Origin of the sequence: Halogeometricum rufum (assembly GCF_900112175.1) — an archaeon.
GTDB classification, from domain to species: domain Archaea; phylum Halobacteriota; class Halobacteria; order Halobacteriales; family Haloferacaceae; genus Halogeometricum; species Halogeometricum rufum.
The window spans coordinates 219,212-236,132 of record NZ_FOYT01000005.1; the positions used below are offsets into that span (position 1 = coordinate 219,212).

Consider the following 16,921-nt stretch of genomic DNA (forward strand, 5'->3'; position numbering starts at 1 on the left):
TGCGCGTCGGTCGTCGTCCATACGCGCGGGTTCGCGACCCGACGAGAAATAGCCTCGCCGGGGTTACTGTGATACTGATTCGTCGCCGACGGGAACCTCCCAGAGGAGGATGGTCGTCGCCCCGACGATGAGAACGACACCACCGACACCCAGCGCGAACAGCGGAGAGACGGCGTCAGATACGACGCCGCTTCCGAGTTGAAACGGGACGACCGCGAGGCCGCTGACCATCGCCATCGCGCTCAGAACGGTGGCGCGACCGAGCGTCTCCACCCGGTCGTTGATGTACTGTCCGGCGAACGAGCGTGTCACGTCCGAGACCCCTCGAATCAGGAGGAACGTCGGAAGGGCGAGTACCGGCAGAAAGTACATCCCGATCAACGCGCCACCGACGGCGAACGGGAGGACGAGAAACCACGTTCGCAGCCCGATCGTCTCTCTGATCGTCCCCGTGTAGTAGTTGAGTACCGCGCCGACGAGGCTGTACGCCGCATAGAACCACCCCAGCAGGGCCTCGACCTGTGATCGCTGGATTCCGAGGTCGAGGACCACCGTCTCGAAAATCGGCTGGAGGAAGACGAACACGAGGTACGTGACCGCGGCGTACAGAACGTAGTAGTAGAGCAAGAACGACCGCAGACGACGGCGCGCGAGGACGTCTCTCACGATGCGAACCGTCCGACGGAGGCTCAGTTCCTCGGTCGCGGTCTGCTTGTACGTCTCGGGTTCGTCGAGCGTGAGCAGTACCGCGACACCGAGACTCGTCACGCCCGCTGCGACGAACCACGGATACGAGAGGTCGATGCTCCCGAGATACCCACCCAGAATCGCCGCACCGGCCCCGACGACCAACGCCGCCGACTCCCCGCGTCCGCGAACGCGAGCGAACTCGTCTTCGGAGAGGTCGTCCGTGAGCGTGTCGTAGAGCCACGCGTCCTCGCTCCCGGAGCGGAAGTTGTAGCCCAGCGACCAGCAGACGTAGAGGCCCGCCAGCGGAAGAAACGAGTTGGACAGGCCGATGCCGAGGAGCGTCACAGAGATGAGGGAGGTCCCGATGAGGAGGCTGTTGCGTCGTCCCACCCGGTCGCCGACGTAGCCAGTCGGTATCTCTCCGAACAGCGTCGTCAGGTTGTAGAGTACCTCCAGGACGGATATCTGCGTGAAAGATAGCCCTTGAGCCAGGAAGAAGAGGTACATGATGGGTCGATAGAACTCGACCGCTTTCGTCGATTTGTAAACGTAATACTTCAGGATGCTTCCGGAGACAGCCCCCCCGAGAACATCGCCTGTGCGACCTGCCATACGTGTGCCGGCGAAGGAAGAGCCGACAGGTGTATCCTGTTATTACGGAATCGCCCACCGGGCACATATACCGGCTTATTTGGCCGGTACACTCGGTCGATCGGTCGTTCTGAGGGGCGGTCGACGACGGGGCGACCGATGGACGGCACGCGTCCACGACCCGGGGGCGCCCGACGTGACCACTCCGACCCTCGACGGCCGAGTCGGCGGCCCGCTACTCGGTGTACGTGGGACGCTCGGTGTACGGGATGGGGTCGCGCAGGCCGACGTTCTGGAACGCCTGCAGTCGGTAGGCGCAGGAGTCGCAGGTGCCGCAGGCGGGTTCCTCCGCGCGGTAGCACGACCACGTGTGCTCGAACGGCACGTCGAGTTCGCGGCCCCGCCGGACGATGTCCGTCTTCGAGTCTCTCACGAACGGCACCTCGATTCGAATCTCCGTCTCGGGCTTCGTCCCCACGTCCGCCATCGCCTCGAACGCCTCGAAGAACTCGGGGCGGCAGTCGGGGTAGCCCGCGTAGTCCTCGGAGTGCGCGCCGACGAACACCGCCTCGCAGTCGTTCGCCTCGGCGTAGGAGACGGCCATCGAGAGCAGGTTTGCGTTGCGGAACGGGACGTAGGAGGTGGGAATCTCCGCGGCGTCCATGTCGGCGTCGTCCACGTCGATGTCGTCGTCCGTGAGGCTGGACGCGCCGATGCGAGAGAGGTGGTCCGTCTCGATGTGGAGGAACTCCTCGGCGTCGAGGTCCTCGGCCAGTCGCCGGGCACAGTCGTACTCCTTCGTCTCGGTCTCCTGTCCGTACGAGGTGTGCAGGCAGTAGAGGTCGTAGCCGCGGGCCGTCGCCTCGTAGGCGGTCGTCGCGCTGTCCATGCCGCCGGAGAGGAGGACGACGGCGGTCTGTCGGTCGTCGGATGCGTCGGTCGTGTCGGTCATGAGTTTACGTCTCGGGTGCGTCGTTCCACAGGTCCACGTGGAGACGCGGGGTGTAGCGGTAGCCGCGTTCGAGCGCGAGGTCCGCGACGACGGTCCGCGTCGCCGCCAGTTCCTCGCGGGTCTGTCCCTCTGGCATCAGGAGGACGTCGTCGTCGCGAATCGCCGCGTCGGCGACGCCGCGCAGGTCCGCGACCAGTTCCTCGATTTCGGGCAGGTCCTCTGGCCCGGTGACGACGAACTTCAGCTGGAACGCGTGGCGCTCGACCAGCGTCGCGAGTGCTTCGAGGTCGATTCGGCGTTCCTCGTGCCGCGCCTCCCACGCGCCCACGTCGACGCCGTCCGGCGCGTTCTCGGGCGTCGGCGTCGAGGTGGAGAGCTTCGGGCTGACGGAGGCGAGGTCGACGGGCGCGTCGGGGACGACGGTGCCGTTCGTCTCGACGGTGACGTGGTAGTCGTCGGCGAGGCGTTCGAGGAGCAGTTCGCTCTCGTCGTGAATCAGCGGTTCGCCGCCGGTGAGGACGACGTGGGTCGGGTCGCGTGCGTCGACTTCGTCCACGACGTCGTCCACGCCCATCCAGGCGTGCGTCGGGTCCCACGAGGTGTGGTAGGAGTCGCAGAACCAACAGCGGAGGTTGCACCCGCTCGTCCGGACGAACGTGCTCGGGACGCCCGCGAGCTTTCCCTCCCCCTGCAGCGAGGCGAACAGTTCGTTGACGGGGAGGGCGGGACCCTCTGGCGCCGTCTCGGGTCGTTCGACACGCGAGGAGACGGGCATTATCGGTGGCTCGCGCAGAGTTCGCCCGTCTCGCGCACCTCGACGGCCACGTCGGAGACGGTGTCGGGCAGGCGCGCCGCCAGTTTCTCCTCCAGGAGGACGGCCATCACCTCGGCCGTCGGCGGCGCGTCGAGGACGACCAGCGAGTCGGCGTCGCCGCTCGCCTCGAACGCCGCCGCGAGGGGGTCGCCCGACTCCACGAGGAAGCGGTGGTCCCACTCGTCTATCACGGCGGTCACGTCGCCCTTGTCCACGACCCACCCCTCCTCGGTGAGTTCGCCCGTCACCGCGACGGAAATCTCGTAGTTGTGACCGTGCGGCCGACTGCACTTTCCGTCGTGGTGCAGGAGTCGATGGCCAGCGCTGATGCGGATGGGTCGGTCGTCGCCGATTCGGAGGACGCGTTCGCCCGCCCGCGCGGCGACGCCGGCACCGCCGGCCGAACCGCTACGACTGTGGTCGGACTGGAGGAGCTTCTCGGGCATACTCAGGGATTATCTGCCGGTGTGAAAAGTGCGCCGTTTCGGCGACGGCGACAGGGCTCATCGGGAAGGAGTGGTCGTGGAAGGTGAGAGACCGGAACGGGCGCGAGTCAGCGCTCGAACTTCGCGAACTCGGCGCGCGCGTCGTCCGGAACGGGGGCGGGCTGGTTCGTCTCGGGGTCGACGACCACCTGTACCGACGAGGCGGTGGCGGCCACGTCGCCCTCGAAGACGAGTTCGTACTCCATCTCGAAGGAGGTGTTCCCGACGTCCACGACGGCGACGCCGACGGTGACGTCGCCGAGGTCGTCGATAGAGGTGCGGTAGTCTATCTCCGAGTGCGCGAGGACGGTGTTCACCTCGCCGCTGTCGATGCCGAGAGCGTCCTGGAAGAAGTCGATGCGCGCCTGTTCGCAGTAAGAGGCGTAGACGGCGTTGTTCACGTGTCCCAGCGGGTCGAGGTCACGGAAGCGAACCTGCAGTTCGGTTTCGTACGGGTACGCTGTCACGGACGAGTCGTCGACCGCCGGGCGCTAAACACCGCCGGTCCCGGCAGCGTCCGTCCCCCACCGTCTACCCACGCCACTCCAGCACCGTCGCGGCCCACGTGTAGCCCGTCCCGGCGGCGAGGAACAGCACCACGTCGCCCGCGTCGGGGCCCTCGCCCGCCTCGACGGCGGCGTCGAGGGCGAGAATCTGGTCGGCGCTCTGCACGTGGCCGAACTCGTCGAGGTAGTGGCTGCCCGCGGGGCCGACGCCCAACTCCTCGGTGAGGTAGTCGTGGAAGGAGCGCTTCATGTGCGTCAGCGCCACGAAGTCGAGGTCGGAGCGGTCGTGGCCGGAGGATTCGAGAGCGTCGTCCGCGACGGTGAGGAAGTTCGGCAGACTCACCTCGCCGAGTCGCTCCTTCATCGACTCCTGGTCGGGTACGTCCAGCGTGTGGAGGCCGTCGGCGACAGTCTCCGCCGTCGGCGGGCGTTTCGACCCGCCGGCGGGCATCACCACGTCGAGGGCGAACCTCCCGTCGGTGACGGCGGCGCTCTCGCGGACGCGGGCGCGGGAGCGGTCCGCGGCGTCGTCGACGGCGTCCGATTCGAGCACCGTCGCCGACGCGCCGGCCCCGAAGTTGAACATGAACGACGAGCGCTCGTTGTCGTAGTCGACGAGGTCCTCCTCCCTGCTCGCGCCGACGAGGAGGGCGCGCTCGACGTCGCCGGTGCGGAGTTGCGCCGCCGTGTGGCGGACGGCGATTGGCGCGCCCGCACAGAGCGCGTACGACTCGTGAGCGTAGGCGTCGTCTGCGCCGAGACGCTCGGCGACGTGGGCGGCGGCGCTCCAGACGACGTGGTCCTTGTACTCGCTGCCGTGGTACAGCACCAAGTCGAGGGCCGCGGGGTCGCAGTCGGCGTCGGCGAGTGCCGCCTCGGCGGCGGCGACGCTCATGTCGGACGCGTGGTCGTCGTCCGGCGGGCAGACGTGCTTCTCGCGGACGCCCATCTTCTCGACGACGACGTCCTCGGGGACGCCGCTTCGGTCTGCGATCTGTGCGCCGGTGACCGTCTCGTCGGGAACGTACGTCCCGAAGCCGGTGAGGTGTACGTCGTGCATCTGTGGGGGTCGTGGGTTAGTGGGTTCGTGAGGGGACGAACGCCGTCGGCGGGCGGGTCAGTCGTCGTCGCTCGCGGGCCGGGTCTCGGTCCGGGACCGGACGGCGCGGGCGACGTGGCCGGGTAGTCGGTCGGCGACGGTGCCGCCGAGTCGGTCTCTGAGCGTTCCGAGGAGGCCGTTCGGCACGTAGAGGACGAACAGGACGAACACGATTCCCAGATAGAGGGCCGCGTGGCCGTTCAGGAACGTGTCGATGGCCTCGCCGACGGTCAGCCCGTTGTAGAGCACCGCCGAGAGCGTCGCCTCGCCGAGACTGCCGTCGAGGAACGGCAGGAGGCCGCCGCCCTCCCCGCCCTTCGAGAGGAACTCGCGGACCGTCTCGTCGAACAGGCGGCCGTAGAGGGGGCCGGCGACGGTGCCGAAGCCGCCGATGATGGAGGCCAAGAGGGCGTCGCCGGCGACGAGGAAGTAGAAGCTGTTCTCCGGCGTCACCGACCGGCGGAAGCCGGCGAACAGACCGCCCGCGACGCCGGCGAAGAACGCGCTCAGCGCGAACGCGCCGAGTTTGTAGCGGAACGTGTCGTAGCCGACGGCGCGGGCGCGCTCCTCGTTCTCGCGGATGGCGACGAGGACGCGGCCGAACGGCGAGTGGACGATGCGCTGGAGGGCGAAGTAGCAGCCCACGACGACCAGTCCGACCATGTAGTAGGACACCTCGGCGGGCGAGAACGTGAGGAAACCGAGGAAGCCCTCGACGGACTCGCCGGCGAGTTGACCGATGGCGAGGTTGAGCGAGTCGACGCCGGGGACGCCGACGTTGAACGGCGCGGTCCGTTCGAGGACGGCGACGCCGTCCCGCGGGTTCGACCCGACGTAGTCCCAGTCGCGGACGAACACGTACAGCACCTGCGAGAAGCCCAGCGTTATCATGGCGAAGTAGACGCCCGTCAGGCGGAACGACACCGCGCCGATGACGAGGGCCAAGGCGAGGGCGACGAGTCCGCCGAGGACGAGGAGGGCGAGGAACGGCGTGTCGACGGGCAGGAACGGTACCTTCCCGTTCGAGGCGAGGACGACGAGGTACGCGCCCGCGCCGTAGAACGCCGCGTGGCCGAACGAGAGGTAGCCGGTGTACCCCGACACGAAGTCGAACGACATGGCGAACAGGCCGAAGTAGAAGACGGCTATCATCGTCTCCACGCGCGGGAGGAGGTACGCCATCTCCTGTCCGACCGGCGAGTTCGTCGCGACGGCGTACAGGCCGGGGTACGCGGCGAAGAACGCGACGACGGCGACGTGGACCAGATGGTCGCGGAGGTACTGGACGGGCCACGCCACGTCCTCGCCGTCGCGGGCGCCGAAACGGACGCTAATGGCCCCCCACCTCCTCGACGCCGAACAGTCCCTGCGGTTTCAGAATCAGCACCACGACGAGGATGAGGAAGATGGTCATCTGCGGGAGGCCGGTGAAGGCGATGGCGTTCTGGAACCACCACGTCGTCGTCGCGTCCACGAGGCCGACGAGGGTGCCGGCGACGACGGTGCCGCGGAACGTCCCCAGACCGCCGACGATGACGACGACGAACGCCGGGAGCAACGTCTCCGCGGCGAGGGGGACGCTCGCGCCCCAGTTGGGGTCCCACGCGAGGAGGACGCCGGCGACGCCCGCGATGCCGATGCCGATGGCGAACACGAACGTGAAGACGCGCCGCACGTCGACGCCGAGAGCCGCTAGCATCTCGGAGTCCTCCGACCCCGCGCGGATGAACAGGCCGTAGCGCGTCCGCGTGAGGAACGCCCAGATGGCGGCGACGGTGAGGACGCCGAACAGAATCTCGAACAGCGCCAGCCCCGAGACGGAGACGAGGCCGAGGTCCACCTGCTGGGAGAGCGCGGCCGGTTTCGTCGCGAACGCGGCCTGCCAGTCCGAGATGGGCTGGAGGCCGTAGAACGAGACGGCGATTCTGACGAGTTCGTCCAGCATCAGCGTGAGGCCGAACGTGAGCAGAATCTGGTACAGGGGCGGCCGGTCGTACAGCGTCCGGATGAGGCCGACTTCGATGACGCCGCCGAGGGCCGACAGCGCGGCGAACGCGACGGCGACGGCGACGAGGAAGGCGAGGAGGCGCGACCCCGGCCCCGCCCCGGAACTCACGAGGAGCACCATGACGAGGCCGCCGAGGTACGCGCCGATCATGGTCAGCGAACCGTGCGCGAAGTTGAGCACGCCCATCAGACCGAAGATGAGCGTGAGACCGCTGGCGAGCATCACGTACAGCGCCGCCTTCGACAGTCCGTTGACGAGGACCGACGACAGCGTCTCCGCCGTGAGGAACTCGCCGAGGGCGTCGAGGAACAGCGGTGCGGTGAGGAGTGCGTCTGTCATGTCTGAGTCATGCCGAGAGATATCGCGTGAGTCGTTCGTCGTCCGCCGACACGTCCGCCGTCTCGCCCGAGTCGACCACGGTGCCGTGGTCGAGGACGTAGAAGCGGTCCGCGAGGTCCAGCGCCAGCGGGAGGTTCTGTTCGACGAGGAGCAGCGTCGTCTCCTCGGCGGCGGCGGTGAGGGCGTCGGCCACGGCGTCGACGATGAGCGGTGCCAACCCCTCCGACGGTTCGTCCACGAGGAGCAGGTCGTTCGCCCCCACGAGGCCGCGGGCGATGGCGAGCATCTGCTGTTGCCCGCCGGACAGCGACCCGGCCTTCTGCGCGCGGTGGTCCCGCAGGTCCGGGAACGTCTCGAACGCGCGTTCGAGGCCGGCGTCGACGTCGGCGGCGTCGGGGACGGCGACGCGGACGTTCTCCGCGACGGTGAGTTCCGAGAACATCCGCCGGTCCTCGGGAATCCAGCCCAGTCCCCGTTCGGCGACTTCGTGCGTCCGCATCCCGGCGAGGTCCTCGCCGCGGTAGCGGACGCTCCCCTCGCGCGGCGGCGTCAGTTGCATGATGGCGCGCAGGGTGGTCGTCTTGCCGACGCCGTTGCGGCCGACGAGGGCGACGACTTCGCCCTCCTCGACGTCGAGGCTGACGCCCTCGAGGACGTGGCTGTCGCCGTAGTAGGCGTGGACGTCCTCGACGGAGAGCAAGGGGTCGGTCACGCCGACCCCTCCGCCGTCTCCGACCCGTCGTCGCCGTCTGTGGTCGCTTCGTCGTCGGCGTCTGTGGCCGCCTCGTCGTCGCCGTCTGTGGCCGCCCCGTCGCCGTCCGCGGGTTCCCTGTCGCCGTCCGGGGGTTCGCCGTCGTCCGCGGATGCGTCGCCCTCGGCGTGTCGACTTCGGGACTCGTAGCCGCCGAGGTAGGCGCGCTGGACCGTCTCATCGCCGCGTACCGCCGCGGGCGGGCCGTCGGCGATGAGTTCGCCCTGGTTCAGGACGACGACGCGGTCGGAGACGTTCATCACGATGTCCATGTTGTGCTCGACGAGGAGGACGGCGTGGTCCGTCGCCACGTCCTCGATGAGGTCGATGATGTCGCCGACGCTCTCCGAGGAGACGCCCGCGTTCGGTTCGTCCAGCAGGAGGACGTCCGGGTCGCCCGCGAGGGCGATGCCCACCTCCAACTGGCGCTTCTCGCCGTGACTGAGCGACGACGCCGGGGCGTCGGCGTGTTCCGTCAGGCCGACGCGTTCGAGGATGGCGCGCGCCTCCCGTTCGTACTCGTCGTAGCGGGAGACGTTGCGCCAGAACGTCGTCGCGTCGTCGCCGTGCGCCTGCGCGGCGATGCGGACGTTCTCGAACACGGAACTCGTCGGGAAGACGTTCGTTATCTGGTAGGAGCGGTGGATGCCCATCGACGCCGTCTCGTGCGGGGCGGCCGCCGTCACGTCGCGGTACGCGCCCGCGCCGTCGGCCGACGCCCCCTCGCTCCCCGCGCCGCCGCGGAACTCGATTGTCCCCTCGGTGGGTTCGAGCGCGCCCGTCAGGAGGTTGAAGAACGTCGTCTTCCCCGCCCCGTTCGGGCCGATGAGCGAACACAGTTCGTCGGCGGCGAGTTCGAAATCGACGTCGTCGACGGCGGTGAGACCGCCGAACGTCTTCGTCAGACCGGTCGTGCGGAGCATCCGACTAGAGGGAACAGCCCATCTCCTCGGAGTCGGCCGGGATGGTCGTCTCCTCGGCGGCGATTCGGGCCACCGGTTCCGAGGGCATGATGGCCGCACCCCACCGGTCGGCCCACTCGTCGGTCGTCGGGACGGGGTCGGCGACGGTCATCGCCGACCGGGCCTGGTTGTTGTACTCCTGGAAGGTGTAGCCGTCCTCGCCCTTCGGCGTGTCCGTGACCGTCATCCCGCGCAGGGCCGAGGCGAGGTCCGCGCCCGCGGTGGACCCGGACTCCTCGACGCCCTGCACGATAGCCGAGGCGGCGGTGAACATCCCCGACGTGAACAGGTCGGGCACGCGGCCGTAAGCGTTCGAGTACATCTCGACGAACGCGTCGTTGATGTCGTTGTCGTACTGGTTCCAGTGGTAGCGGGTCGTGAACGGCCCGAACTTCTGGCCCTGCAGTTTCTCCGTCGTCAGCGGTTTGCCGAACACCTTCTGGAGCGTCTGGCCGACGACGGAGGTGGTGATTTCGGTGGCGAAGCCGCCGAACACGCGGTAGTCGTAGTCGCCGTTGAGGTACGTGGTGAACAGGGCGGGGAGCGTGGCGACGGTGAACCCGCCGACGATGCCCTGCGCCCCCGCCTCCGACGCCTGGTCGAGGAGGCCCTGCCACTCGGAGTAGCCCTGCGGCACGAACTTCTTGCCGACTATCTCCACGCCGTTGGCCTTCAGCACCGACTCGTAGTTGTTGACGACGGCCCGCCCGAACGAGTAGTCGGCGCCGAACAGGTACACCTGCTGCACGTCCGTCTCCTGAGCGACGTACTTCCCGCCCGAACGCGCGTCCATCGCGGTGTTCTCGGAGGCGCGGAATATCATGTCGCCGCACGTCTCAGAGTTGGCCGTGACGTCCGCCGAGGCGGCCGGGCCGACCATGTACGGCACGTTCGCCTGCTTCGCCACCGTCGTGATGACGCGCGAGGCGGCGCCCGAGGACGCACAACCGACGAGCATGTCCACCTCCTCGCTCTGCACGAGGTCCGTCGCCAACGTCTGCGCGGTGTCCGCCGAGAACTTCGAGTCCCGGACGTACAGTTCGTAGTCCACGTCGCCGACGGTGACGGTGTACTCGCCCGACTCGACGCCGGTCACCGGGTCGGCGTCGGCCTTGTACGCCATCCCGGAGAGGAAGCCCCACAGCGCCTGCTTGCCGTAGTACTGCAGGTCGCCCGAGATGGGCTGCATGACGCCGAGTTTGACCGTGCCGGACGCCCCGCCCGAGGATCCCGTCGTGGTTCCCGTCACGCTTTCCTCGCCCGCCGTCGTGCCCGAGTCCGTGCTGGTCGCCGTCTCGTCGCCGCCGCCACCGCCCGAACAGCCCGCGACGCCCGCGATGCCCGCCGCACCGAGCGTCGAGAGAACTGTTCGCCGTGTGAGTCGTCCATCAGTGCTCATTCCACCTCTATCGTTAATTAAAGACCCGCAAAGGATGGCGGGTTAACATGTGAACGGTGGGCACGGTTCGCCCCCTCGGCTTACTTGTCGGTCGTCTCGCAATCGCCCCGCATGGAACGAGTCGCGTTCGACGCCGTGGAGCCGACCGCGTACGAGACGGACGCGGAACGGCGCGGCCTGTCGACGCCGCTGGCCACCGAGAACCTCTCGCTCAACCACTACCGCCTCGCCCCCGGCGAACGCCTCGCCGGACTGCACGCCCACCCGGAACAGGAGGAGGTGTTCGTCGTCCTCGACGGCGAGGCGACGTTCGAGGTGCTGGGACGACGCGTCGGCGACGCCGTCGAGGAAGTGCGGGGAACCGTCGCCGGCGACGTCCGGGAGGTGACCGTTGCCGCGGGCGAGGCGATTCGGTTCGCATCCGGCGAGTTTCAGGCCGGACGAAACGCCGGCGAGTCGGAACTCACGGTACTGGGCGTCGGTGCGCCCCGAGACGGGGCGGACGTGCGAGTGCCGAAGGTCTGCCCCGACTGCGGCCGCGGAGACATGCGGCCGGTGGCGGGCGAGGACGGCGACAGCCTCCGGTGTCCGGACTGCGAGACGGTGCTGGAGCAGCCCCCGCCGCGGGAGGAGTGGTGAGTCGGTGCGGACCGAGGCGGTGCGGGTCGGGTCAAGAGGAGACCGGTCGGTGAGGGATAGGTCGGGGGCGGTTGCGGGCCGAGGCGGCCGTCAGTCGTCCAACTCGTCGAGGGCGTTGACGACGCGCTCTATCATCTTCCGCTGGCCGCGGCGGAGGTTCTTCGAGACGGCGGGCTTGGAGACGTCGAACTCGTCGGCCAGCGACCCGAGCGTGGCCGACCGGGGGCTCTGGAAGTAGCCGCCGTCGACGGCCGACTCCAGCGTCTGCCGCTCGACGGTCGAGAGGTCGCGGCAGCCCTCGATGAGCGTCATCGCCGCGCCGACGTTCTGCACGAAGTCGGTGAGTTCGGGCAGGTCCGGCGCGTTGCGCTTCACCACGTCGAACTCGTGGTTGCGGTCCAGACGCGACAGCACCGCCTCCTCGGCGTCGCCGTCGTCGAACCCGATGTGCCACAGTTCGCTGCCGTCCTCGACGAACGACGGGCCGGTGATGAAGCCGTCCTCCTCGCGGACGATGCGCATCGCGTCCGTCTGGCCGATGACGGTGCGGATGTGCGCCACGTCGTTCCGGCGCGAGATGAGGCGGTAGTCGGCGGTGACCTCGTGGTCGCGGAGGACGGACAGCCCGGCGTCGAGACTCTCTCGGTCGTCGGCCTCGACGACCATCCGGGTCTCGGTGCGTTCGGCGGCGGTGTCGTACTCCCAGTGCACCGCCGAGAACGCCACGGGGTGGTCGTCGGTGGCCGCGACGAACGGGCAGTCGTACTGCTCTACGTCCACCGTGATGTCGATCATCGTTCGTGTAGGTCCGAACCGAACCGAAGCCGCAGAGCATCTTAACTGTTTGCCATTACTCGCCGGTTTCGGCCGACGGCGCGCCGTTACCCGCGGATAAACCGCGGCCGTCACTCCCCGCCGAAGCGCGCCTCCACCGCGTCGCGGTCTATCTTCGAGGGGCCGGAGGTGGGTATCTCCTCGACGACGACGACCGACTTCGGGTGTTTGAACCGCGCGAGTCGGCCGTCGAGGAACGCCGACAGTTCTTCGACCGTCAGCGAGTCGTCGCCCTGCACGACGGCGCGGCCGACGTGTCCCCACTTGTCGTCCGGGACGCCGACGACGACGGCCTCCTCGACCTTCGGGTGGGCGGCGACGGCGTCCTCGACTTCGGGCGGGTAGACGTTCTCGCCGCCGCTGACGAACATGTTCTTCTTGCGTCCCTCGATGTGGACGTAGCCGTCGTCGTCCACGCGGGCGAGGTCACCCGTCGAGACCCACCCGTCGCCGAACGTCTCGCGCGTCTCCTCGGGGGCGTGCCAGTACTCGCGGGCGGCGTGCGGCCCGGCGAGTTCCAGTTCGCCCACCTCGCCGCGCAGTTCCTCGCCGTCGCCGTCCACGACGCGGGCGTCGACGTGCATCGCGGGAACGCCCACCGAGTCGGCCTTCTCGCGCGGCCACCCGTCGGGCATGGCGAAGTTGTTCGGGCCGCACTCGGTCAGCCCGTAGCCCTGCGAGAGGTCCACGCCGCGGTCCCACCACGCCCGCATCACCGACTCGCGGCAGGGGCCGCCGCCGGACTTCACCAGACGGAGCGTCGAGAGGTCCGTGTCGTCCCAGTCGTCGTGCGCGCTCATCATCCGCAGGACGGCGGGGACGGCGACGAGGACCGAGGCGTCGTGTTCGGGGACGAGTCCGAGTACCTCGCCGGGGTCGAAGTCGCGCGCGAGGACGACGGTGCCGCCGAGGTGGAACAGGGGCACGGTGATGACGTTCCACCCGCCGGTGTGGAACATGGGGAACACCATCGGCGTCGTGTCCTCGGGTCGGAGCCCCCACGCGGTGATGGTGTTGAACGAGTTCCAGAGGACGCTCTCGTGGGTGAGCACCGTCTCCTTCGGCGTCCCCGTGGACCCGCCGGTGTGGAGGAACAGGTGCGGGTCGTCCATCGACACGTCGGCCGGTTCGACCGCCGAGTCGTCGTCGGGGCGGACGGACGCGAACGTCCGCGCGTCCGGCAGGGAATCGCTGGTCGCGTCCGAACCGCCCGCCGAGTCGTCAGCGGGGAGGACGAGCACTGCCGGGTCGGCGTCGAACGCGTCCGCCTCGCGCGCCTCGGCGACGAGTTCGGCGAACGGCGACTCGACGACGAGGAGTTCGGGGTCGACCGTCGAGAGCAGTTCCGCGACTTCCGGCGCCGCGAGGCGGTGCGAGAGGGGGGCGAGGACGCCGCCCGTCTTCGCGGTGGCGAAGAAGAGGTCCACCAGTTCCGGGCGGTTGCGCGAGACGACGGCGACGCGTCCGCCGTCGGCGACGCCGTGCTCTCGGCAGAGGCGCGCCGTCCGGTTCGCCCGCGCGTCCAACTCCGCGTAGGTGAACTCGCGACCGGTCGTCGCGTCCACGAGGCCGACCTTCTCCGGCGAGAGTCGCGCCCGACGCTCGGACCACCCGCCGACCCAGCGGTTCGGTCCGGCGTCGGCGACAGGCGCGAATCCGCTCAGGCCGTCCGGTCGACCCTCAGACATCGTTCAGGAACGTCGCCAGTCGGTCGTTCACGTCGCCGGCCCGTTCGACGAAGAACAGGTGCGACCCGCCGTCGAACGCCTCGAACGCGACGGACGCGTCCGACGCCTCGGCCACCCGGTCCGCGAGGCGGCGGCCGTTCTCGACGGGGAGGACCCGGTCGGCCGTCCCGTGGAGGACGAGCGTCGGGACGTCGAGATTCGCGAGGTCGGCGCGCCGGTCGAACCCGGCGACCGCTTCGGCCTGCGCCGCGCGGGCGTGGGGCGGCGCGTCCGACGCCAGACGCCAGTCGACGATTCGCTCGACGAGGTCGTCGCGCCCGTCGAAGAAGTCGTCCGTCATCGCCGGGCGCATCTTGTACCGGATGGCCTCGCGTTCGTCGGCGTCGTCCGGTACGTCGAACATCCGCTCCTGCGTCTCCGGCGGCGTCGGCACCGCATCCTCGCCGCCGTGGGAGGTGCACAGAAGCGAGAGCGAGGCGGTCCGGTCGTAGTCGAGGGCGTACGCCTGCGCTATCATCCCGCCCATGCTCGCGCCGACGACGTGCGCCGCCTCGACGTCGAGGTCGGCGAGGACCGCCTCCACGTCGGCGGCCATCTCCTCGACGGCGTACGGGCCGTCGGGCGCGTCGGAGTCGCCGGTGCCGCGGTTGTCGAGGAGGACGACCTCGTACCGGTCGTCCAGGGCGGCGGCCTGCCACCGCCACATCCACCGTCCGTAGCCGAGTCCTTCGAGGAGAACCACCGTCTCCGCGCCGGGGTCCGGCGTGGCCGGCCCGCGCGTCTCGTAGGCGATGGTCACGCCATCGCTGTCCACCGTGGGCATGAATGACTGTGTGAACACGACCCGCCCCCATCAACGATGCACTTCACATGTTAACCCGAGCGTCGAAGTCGGCGGGCGCGAACAGTCCGGTATGCCAGTCGCCACGACGGGCGACGCCGCCGAGGCGTCACTCAGCGTCACCGAATCGACCATCGACGAGTTCGCCGCCCTGTCGGGGGACGACAACCCCATCCACCTCGACGACGACTACGCCGCCGAGACGATGTTCGGCGGGCGAATCGCCCACGGGATGCTCGCGGCGTCCGTCGTCAGCGCCGCCCTCGCGGACCTGCCGGGCGACGTGATCTACCTCTCGCAGGACCTCTCGTTCGAGAACCCGGTCCGACCGGGCGACGAGGTAGTCGCCCGCGCGGAAGTCGACGAACTGCTGGGCGGCGACCGAATCCGCGTCGAGACGACGGCGCGCGTCGGCGACGTGGACGTGGTGACGGGCGAGGCGGTGGTGCTGTCCGTTTCGCACGGCGACGCCAACTGACGTGGCTGGTGCTCGCGACCAGACGAACGGGCGGGAGACAGAGGACGGAGTGAGTGATAGGAGAGCGCCGAACCACGGCGCGTCGAGAGAGAACGGACCGAGAGCGAACGGCGTTAGTCCGACGTCGGGGCCGCGCGACCCGCCACCATCGCGGTCGGTTCGTGGTGGAGGTCGTCGACGCGCCAGACGTTCGAGCGTACCCCGGCGCGCGAGAGCGACACCGGAATCGTCGTGCCGGACGGGAGCGCCGAAAGCGTCTGCCGAAGGTCCGGGTCGGCATACTCAACGAGGTGACGAGTCTCGTTCGTGTCTTCGACCTCGACGGTCATAGTGTCATGGTCGTTCATGGGGTTACGGACGGTGACGCGCGTAGGAACAGTCGTTTCGACGCTCATATCTACTCACTTGCACTCCACCACCTTAAGCTGTAATATGTTGGATAGTTCGTGATGGTATGAGATACGTTGACAGGCTTGTGGACCCGTACCACCTACCCGTGTCGCCGCCGAACGGTCGGTCGTGAGCGACGAACGAGACGACGGGAGGGCGGAGAGCGACGACGACCCGGACGGGGCGGCGGAGGGCGACGGACGCGTCGACGGCGACGGACGCACCGACACCGAAAGACGCGTTGACGACGGCGACGGACGCACCGACACCGAAAGACGCGTTGACGACGGCGACGGACGCACCGACACCGAAAGACGCGTTGACGACGGCGACGGACGCACCGACACCGAAAGACGCGTTGACGACGGCGACGGACGCACCGACACCGAAAGACGCGTTGACGACGGCGACGGACGCATGGACGACGGTAACGGACGCGTGGACGACAGCGACGCCGAGGGGTGCGGCGGTGACGGCGAGGTGCGCGTCGTCGTTCGTCACGGCGACGCCGAGACGGTGACGCGCGCCGCCGTCGGGACGACGCTCAGGGACCACCTCCTCGACCACGGCCTCTCGCCGTACGCGCGCCTGACAGAGCGGGCGAACTGCGGCGGCAACGGGCTCTGTGCGACCTGCGGCGTCCGGATTCCGGCGGGCGAACCCGACCCGACGCACTGGCACGACCGACTGGCGGCGCGGTTCGGCTACCCCCGCCTCTCCTGTCAGATTCGGATTCGCGGGCCGATGGTGGTCGAACTGGTGGAGGACAAGCGCGTGTGGGGCGGGCGCGAGTGAGTGAGGGCGGCATCCCGCCGCGACGGCACGCGGGCTTCGGACCAGTCCCGTACTGGTCGGCGGCCGACAGGCGAGGTAACCGGGCATGCACTCGCAAGTCGAACGCTCTTGCCCGCCGTGCCGTTATCGTGACGTATGCTAGTCCGTCTCCACCAGTTCGAACACGAGGAGGTCCAGTTCGACGACAACCGAACGACCGGCGAATCACAGACCGAAGACTCGGTCGACAAGGACCCCGAGGAGTACTTCGGGACGGAACTCGACATCGACGCCGACACGTGGGCGACCGTGGAGTACGAGGGCGACCCCGTCCAGCGTCGGGAGGTGACGCTCGACGGCGTCACGGCCGTCTCGGTGCCTGAAGACGTGGATTCCGACGAACGGTCGACCGACGCCGACCTGCCGGGAGCGACGGTTCAAGTACGACACGAAGGGTCCATCGAAGCGTTCGAGAACGCCCGAGTGGTCGAGGCGACCGACTCGAATCCGGACGACGCGTAACCACCTCTGGACCGGTCGTTGTCCGCGTCCACTCACGCACCGCGACCCACCATCGAATCGAGTCGAGAACGAGACGGCAACTCGGACGCTCACTCGCTTCGCTCGTGCGGTGGCGGCGACAGAACGAGTCCGCTCTCCTCACTGCACACGGTGTTCGCA

19 protein-coding genes are annotated in these 16,921 nt (G+C 68.8%); 4 read left to right on the top strand and 15 right to left on the bottom strand.

What is annotated here, in order from left to right:
- Positions 1-63: 63 nt before the first annotated feature.
- The 11 genes from BM310_RS19180 to BM310_RS19230 form a co-directional block, all read right to left on the bottom strand.
- Positions 64-1,302 (bottom strand): MFS transporter, encoded by a 1,239-nt coding sequence (locus tag BM310_RS19180; RefSeq protein ID WP_089810846.1) that lies wholly within the window; start codon positions 1,300-1,302, stop codon positions 64-66.
- A gap of 214 nt (positions 1,303-1,516) precedes the next feature.
- Entirely contained in the window at positions 1,517-2,233 is a 717-nt protein-coding gene (queC, locus tag BM310_RS19185) for a 7-cyano-7-deazaguanine synthase QueC (protein ID WP_089810848.1), read from the bottom strand.
- 4 nt (positions 2,234-2,237) lie between these two features.
- Positions 2,238-3,008: a 7-carboxy-7-deazaguanine synthase QueE gene (locus tag BM310_RS19190; protein WP_089810849.1), complete on the bottom strand. Its 771-nt coding sequence runs from the start codon at positions 3,006-3,008 to the stop codon at positions 2,238-2,240.
- Positions 3,008-3,493 carry a 6-pyruvoyl trahydropterin synthase family protein gene (locus BM310_RS19195; protein WP_089810852.1) on the bottom strand — a complete coding sequence of 162 codons (486 nt, stop codon included), beginning with the start codon at positions 3,491-3,493 and terminating at the stop codon, positions 3,008-3,010. The genes BM310_RS19190 and BM310_RS19195 overlap by 1 nt, the downstream gene beginning before the upstream one ends.
- 107 nt (positions 3,494-3,600) lie before the next feature.
- A complete protein-coding gene (locus tag BM310_RS19200; protein WP_089810854.1) occupies positions 3,601-3,999 on the bottom strand; it encodes an acyl-CoA thioesterase in 399 nt (132 codons plus the stop codon).
- Positions 4,000-4,063: 64 nt separating this feature from the next.
- Positions 4,064-5,098 carry a 3-oxoacyl-ACP synthase gene (locus BM310_RS19205; RefSeq protein ID WP_089810856.1) on the bottom strand — a complete coding sequence of 345 codons (1,035 nt, stop codon included), beginning with the start codon at positions 5,096-5,098 and terminating at the stop codon, positions 4,064-4,066.
- A gap of 57 nt (positions 5,099-5,155) precedes the next feature.
- Complete coding sequence (locus BM310_RS19210) at positions 5,156-6,436, bottom strand: branched-chain amino acid ABC transporter permease (protein ID WP_089810858.1); 1,281 nt, start codon at positions 6,434-6,436, stop codon at positions 5,156-5,158.
- Positions 6,437-6,467: 31 nt separating this feature from the next.
- Complete coding sequence (locus BM310_RS19215; protein ID WP_089810859.1) at positions 6,468-7,484, bottom strand: branched-chain amino acid ABC transporter permease; 1,017 nt, start codon at positions 7,482-7,484, stop codon at positions 6,468-6,470.
- 7 nt (positions 7,485-7,491) lie between these two features.
- A complete protein-coding gene (locus BM310_RS19220; protein WP_089810862.1) occupies positions 7,492-8,196 on the bottom strand; it encodes an ABC transporter ATP-binding protein in 705 nt (234 codons plus the stop codon).
- On the bottom strand, positions 8,193-9,158 hold the full coding sequence (locus tag BM310_RS19225; RefSeq protein WP_089810864.1) for an ABC transporter ATP-binding protein: 966 nt from the start codon (positions 9,156-9,158) through the stop codon (positions 8,193-8,195). The genes BM310_RS19220 and BM310_RS19225 overlap by 4 nt, the downstream gene beginning before the upstream one ends.
- A 4-nt stretch (positions 9,159-9,162) precedes the next feature.
- On the bottom strand, positions 9,163-10,596 hold the full coding sequence (locus BM310_RS19230) for an ABC transporter substrate-binding protein (RefSeq protein WP_089810866.1): 1,434 nt from the start codon (positions 10,594-10,596) through the stop codon (positions 9,163-9,165).
- A 111-nt stretch (positions 10,597-10,707) separates the two neighbouring features.
- Here BM310_RS19230 and BM310_RS19235 point away from each other — a divergent pair, with 111 nt between their 5' ends.
- Positions 10,708-11,235 (top strand): cupin domain-containing protein, encoded by a 528-nt coding sequence (locus tag BM310_RS19235; RefSeq protein ID WP_089810867.1) that lies wholly within the window; start codon positions 10,708-10,710, stop codon positions 11,233-11,235.
- A gap of 90 nt (positions 11,236-11,325) precedes the next feature.
- Here BM310_RS19235 and BM310_RS19240 read toward each other — a convergent pair whose 3' ends face one another.
- From BM310_RS19240 to BM310_RS19250, 3 genes are all read right to left on the bottom strand, one after another.
- A complete protein-coding gene (locus BM310_RS19240; protein ID WP_089810869.1) occupies positions 11,326-12,030 on the bottom strand; it encodes a helix-turn-helix domain-containing protein in 705 nt (234 codons plus the stop codon).
- A gap of 110 nt (positions 12,031-12,140) precedes the next feature.
- The gene (locus BM310_RS19245) at positions 12,141-13,757 is read right to left on the bottom strand and encodes an AMP-binding protein (RefSeq protein ID WP_089810871.1); all 1,617 of its coding nucleotides are present in this window, start codon (positions 13,755-13,757) and stop codon (positions 12,141-12,143) included.
- Entirely contained in the window at positions 13,750-14,580 is an 831-nt protein-coding gene (locus BM310_RS19250) for an alpha/beta fold hydrolase (RefSeq protein ID WP_089810873.1), read from the bottom strand. The genes BM310_RS19245 and BM310_RS19250 overlap by 8 nt, the downstream gene beginning before the upstream one ends.
- 91 nt (positions 14,581-14,671) lie before the next feature.
- On the opposite strand from BM310_RS19250, the gene BM310_RS19255 reads away from it, so the two are divergent.
- Complete coding sequence (locus tag BM310_RS19255) at positions 14,672-15,076, top strand: MaoC family dehydratase (RefSeq protein ID WP_089810875.1); 405 nt, start codon at positions 14,672-14,674, stop codon at positions 15,074-15,076.
- Between the two features lie 113 nt (positions 15,077-15,189).
- On the opposite strand, the gene BM310_RS19260 is transcribed toward BM310_RS19255, so the two are convergent.
- On the bottom strand, positions 15,190-15,423 hold the full coding sequence (locus tag BM310_RS19260; RefSeq protein ID WP_245778550.1) for a hypothetical protein: 234 nt from the start codon (positions 15,421-15,423) through the stop codon (positions 15,190-15,192).
- Positions 15,424-15,883: 460 nt separating this feature from the next.
- Here BM310_RS19260 and BM310_RS19265 point away from each other — a divergent pair, with 460 nt between their 5' ends.
- On the top strand, positions 15,884-16,261 hold the full coding sequence (locus BM310_RS19265; protein ID WP_089810917.1) for a 2Fe-2S iron-sulfur cluster-binding protein: 378 nt from the start codon (positions 15,884-15,886) through the stop codon (positions 16,259-16,261).
- Positions 16,262-16,396: 135 nt separating this feature from the next.
- The gene (locus BM310_RS19270; RefSeq protein WP_089810877.1) at positions 16,397-16,762 is read left to right on the top strand and encodes a hypothetical protein; all 366 of its coding nucleotides are present in this window, start codon (positions 16,397-16,399) and stop codon (positions 16,760-16,762) included.
- Positions 16,763-16,921 lie beyond the last annotated feature (159 nt).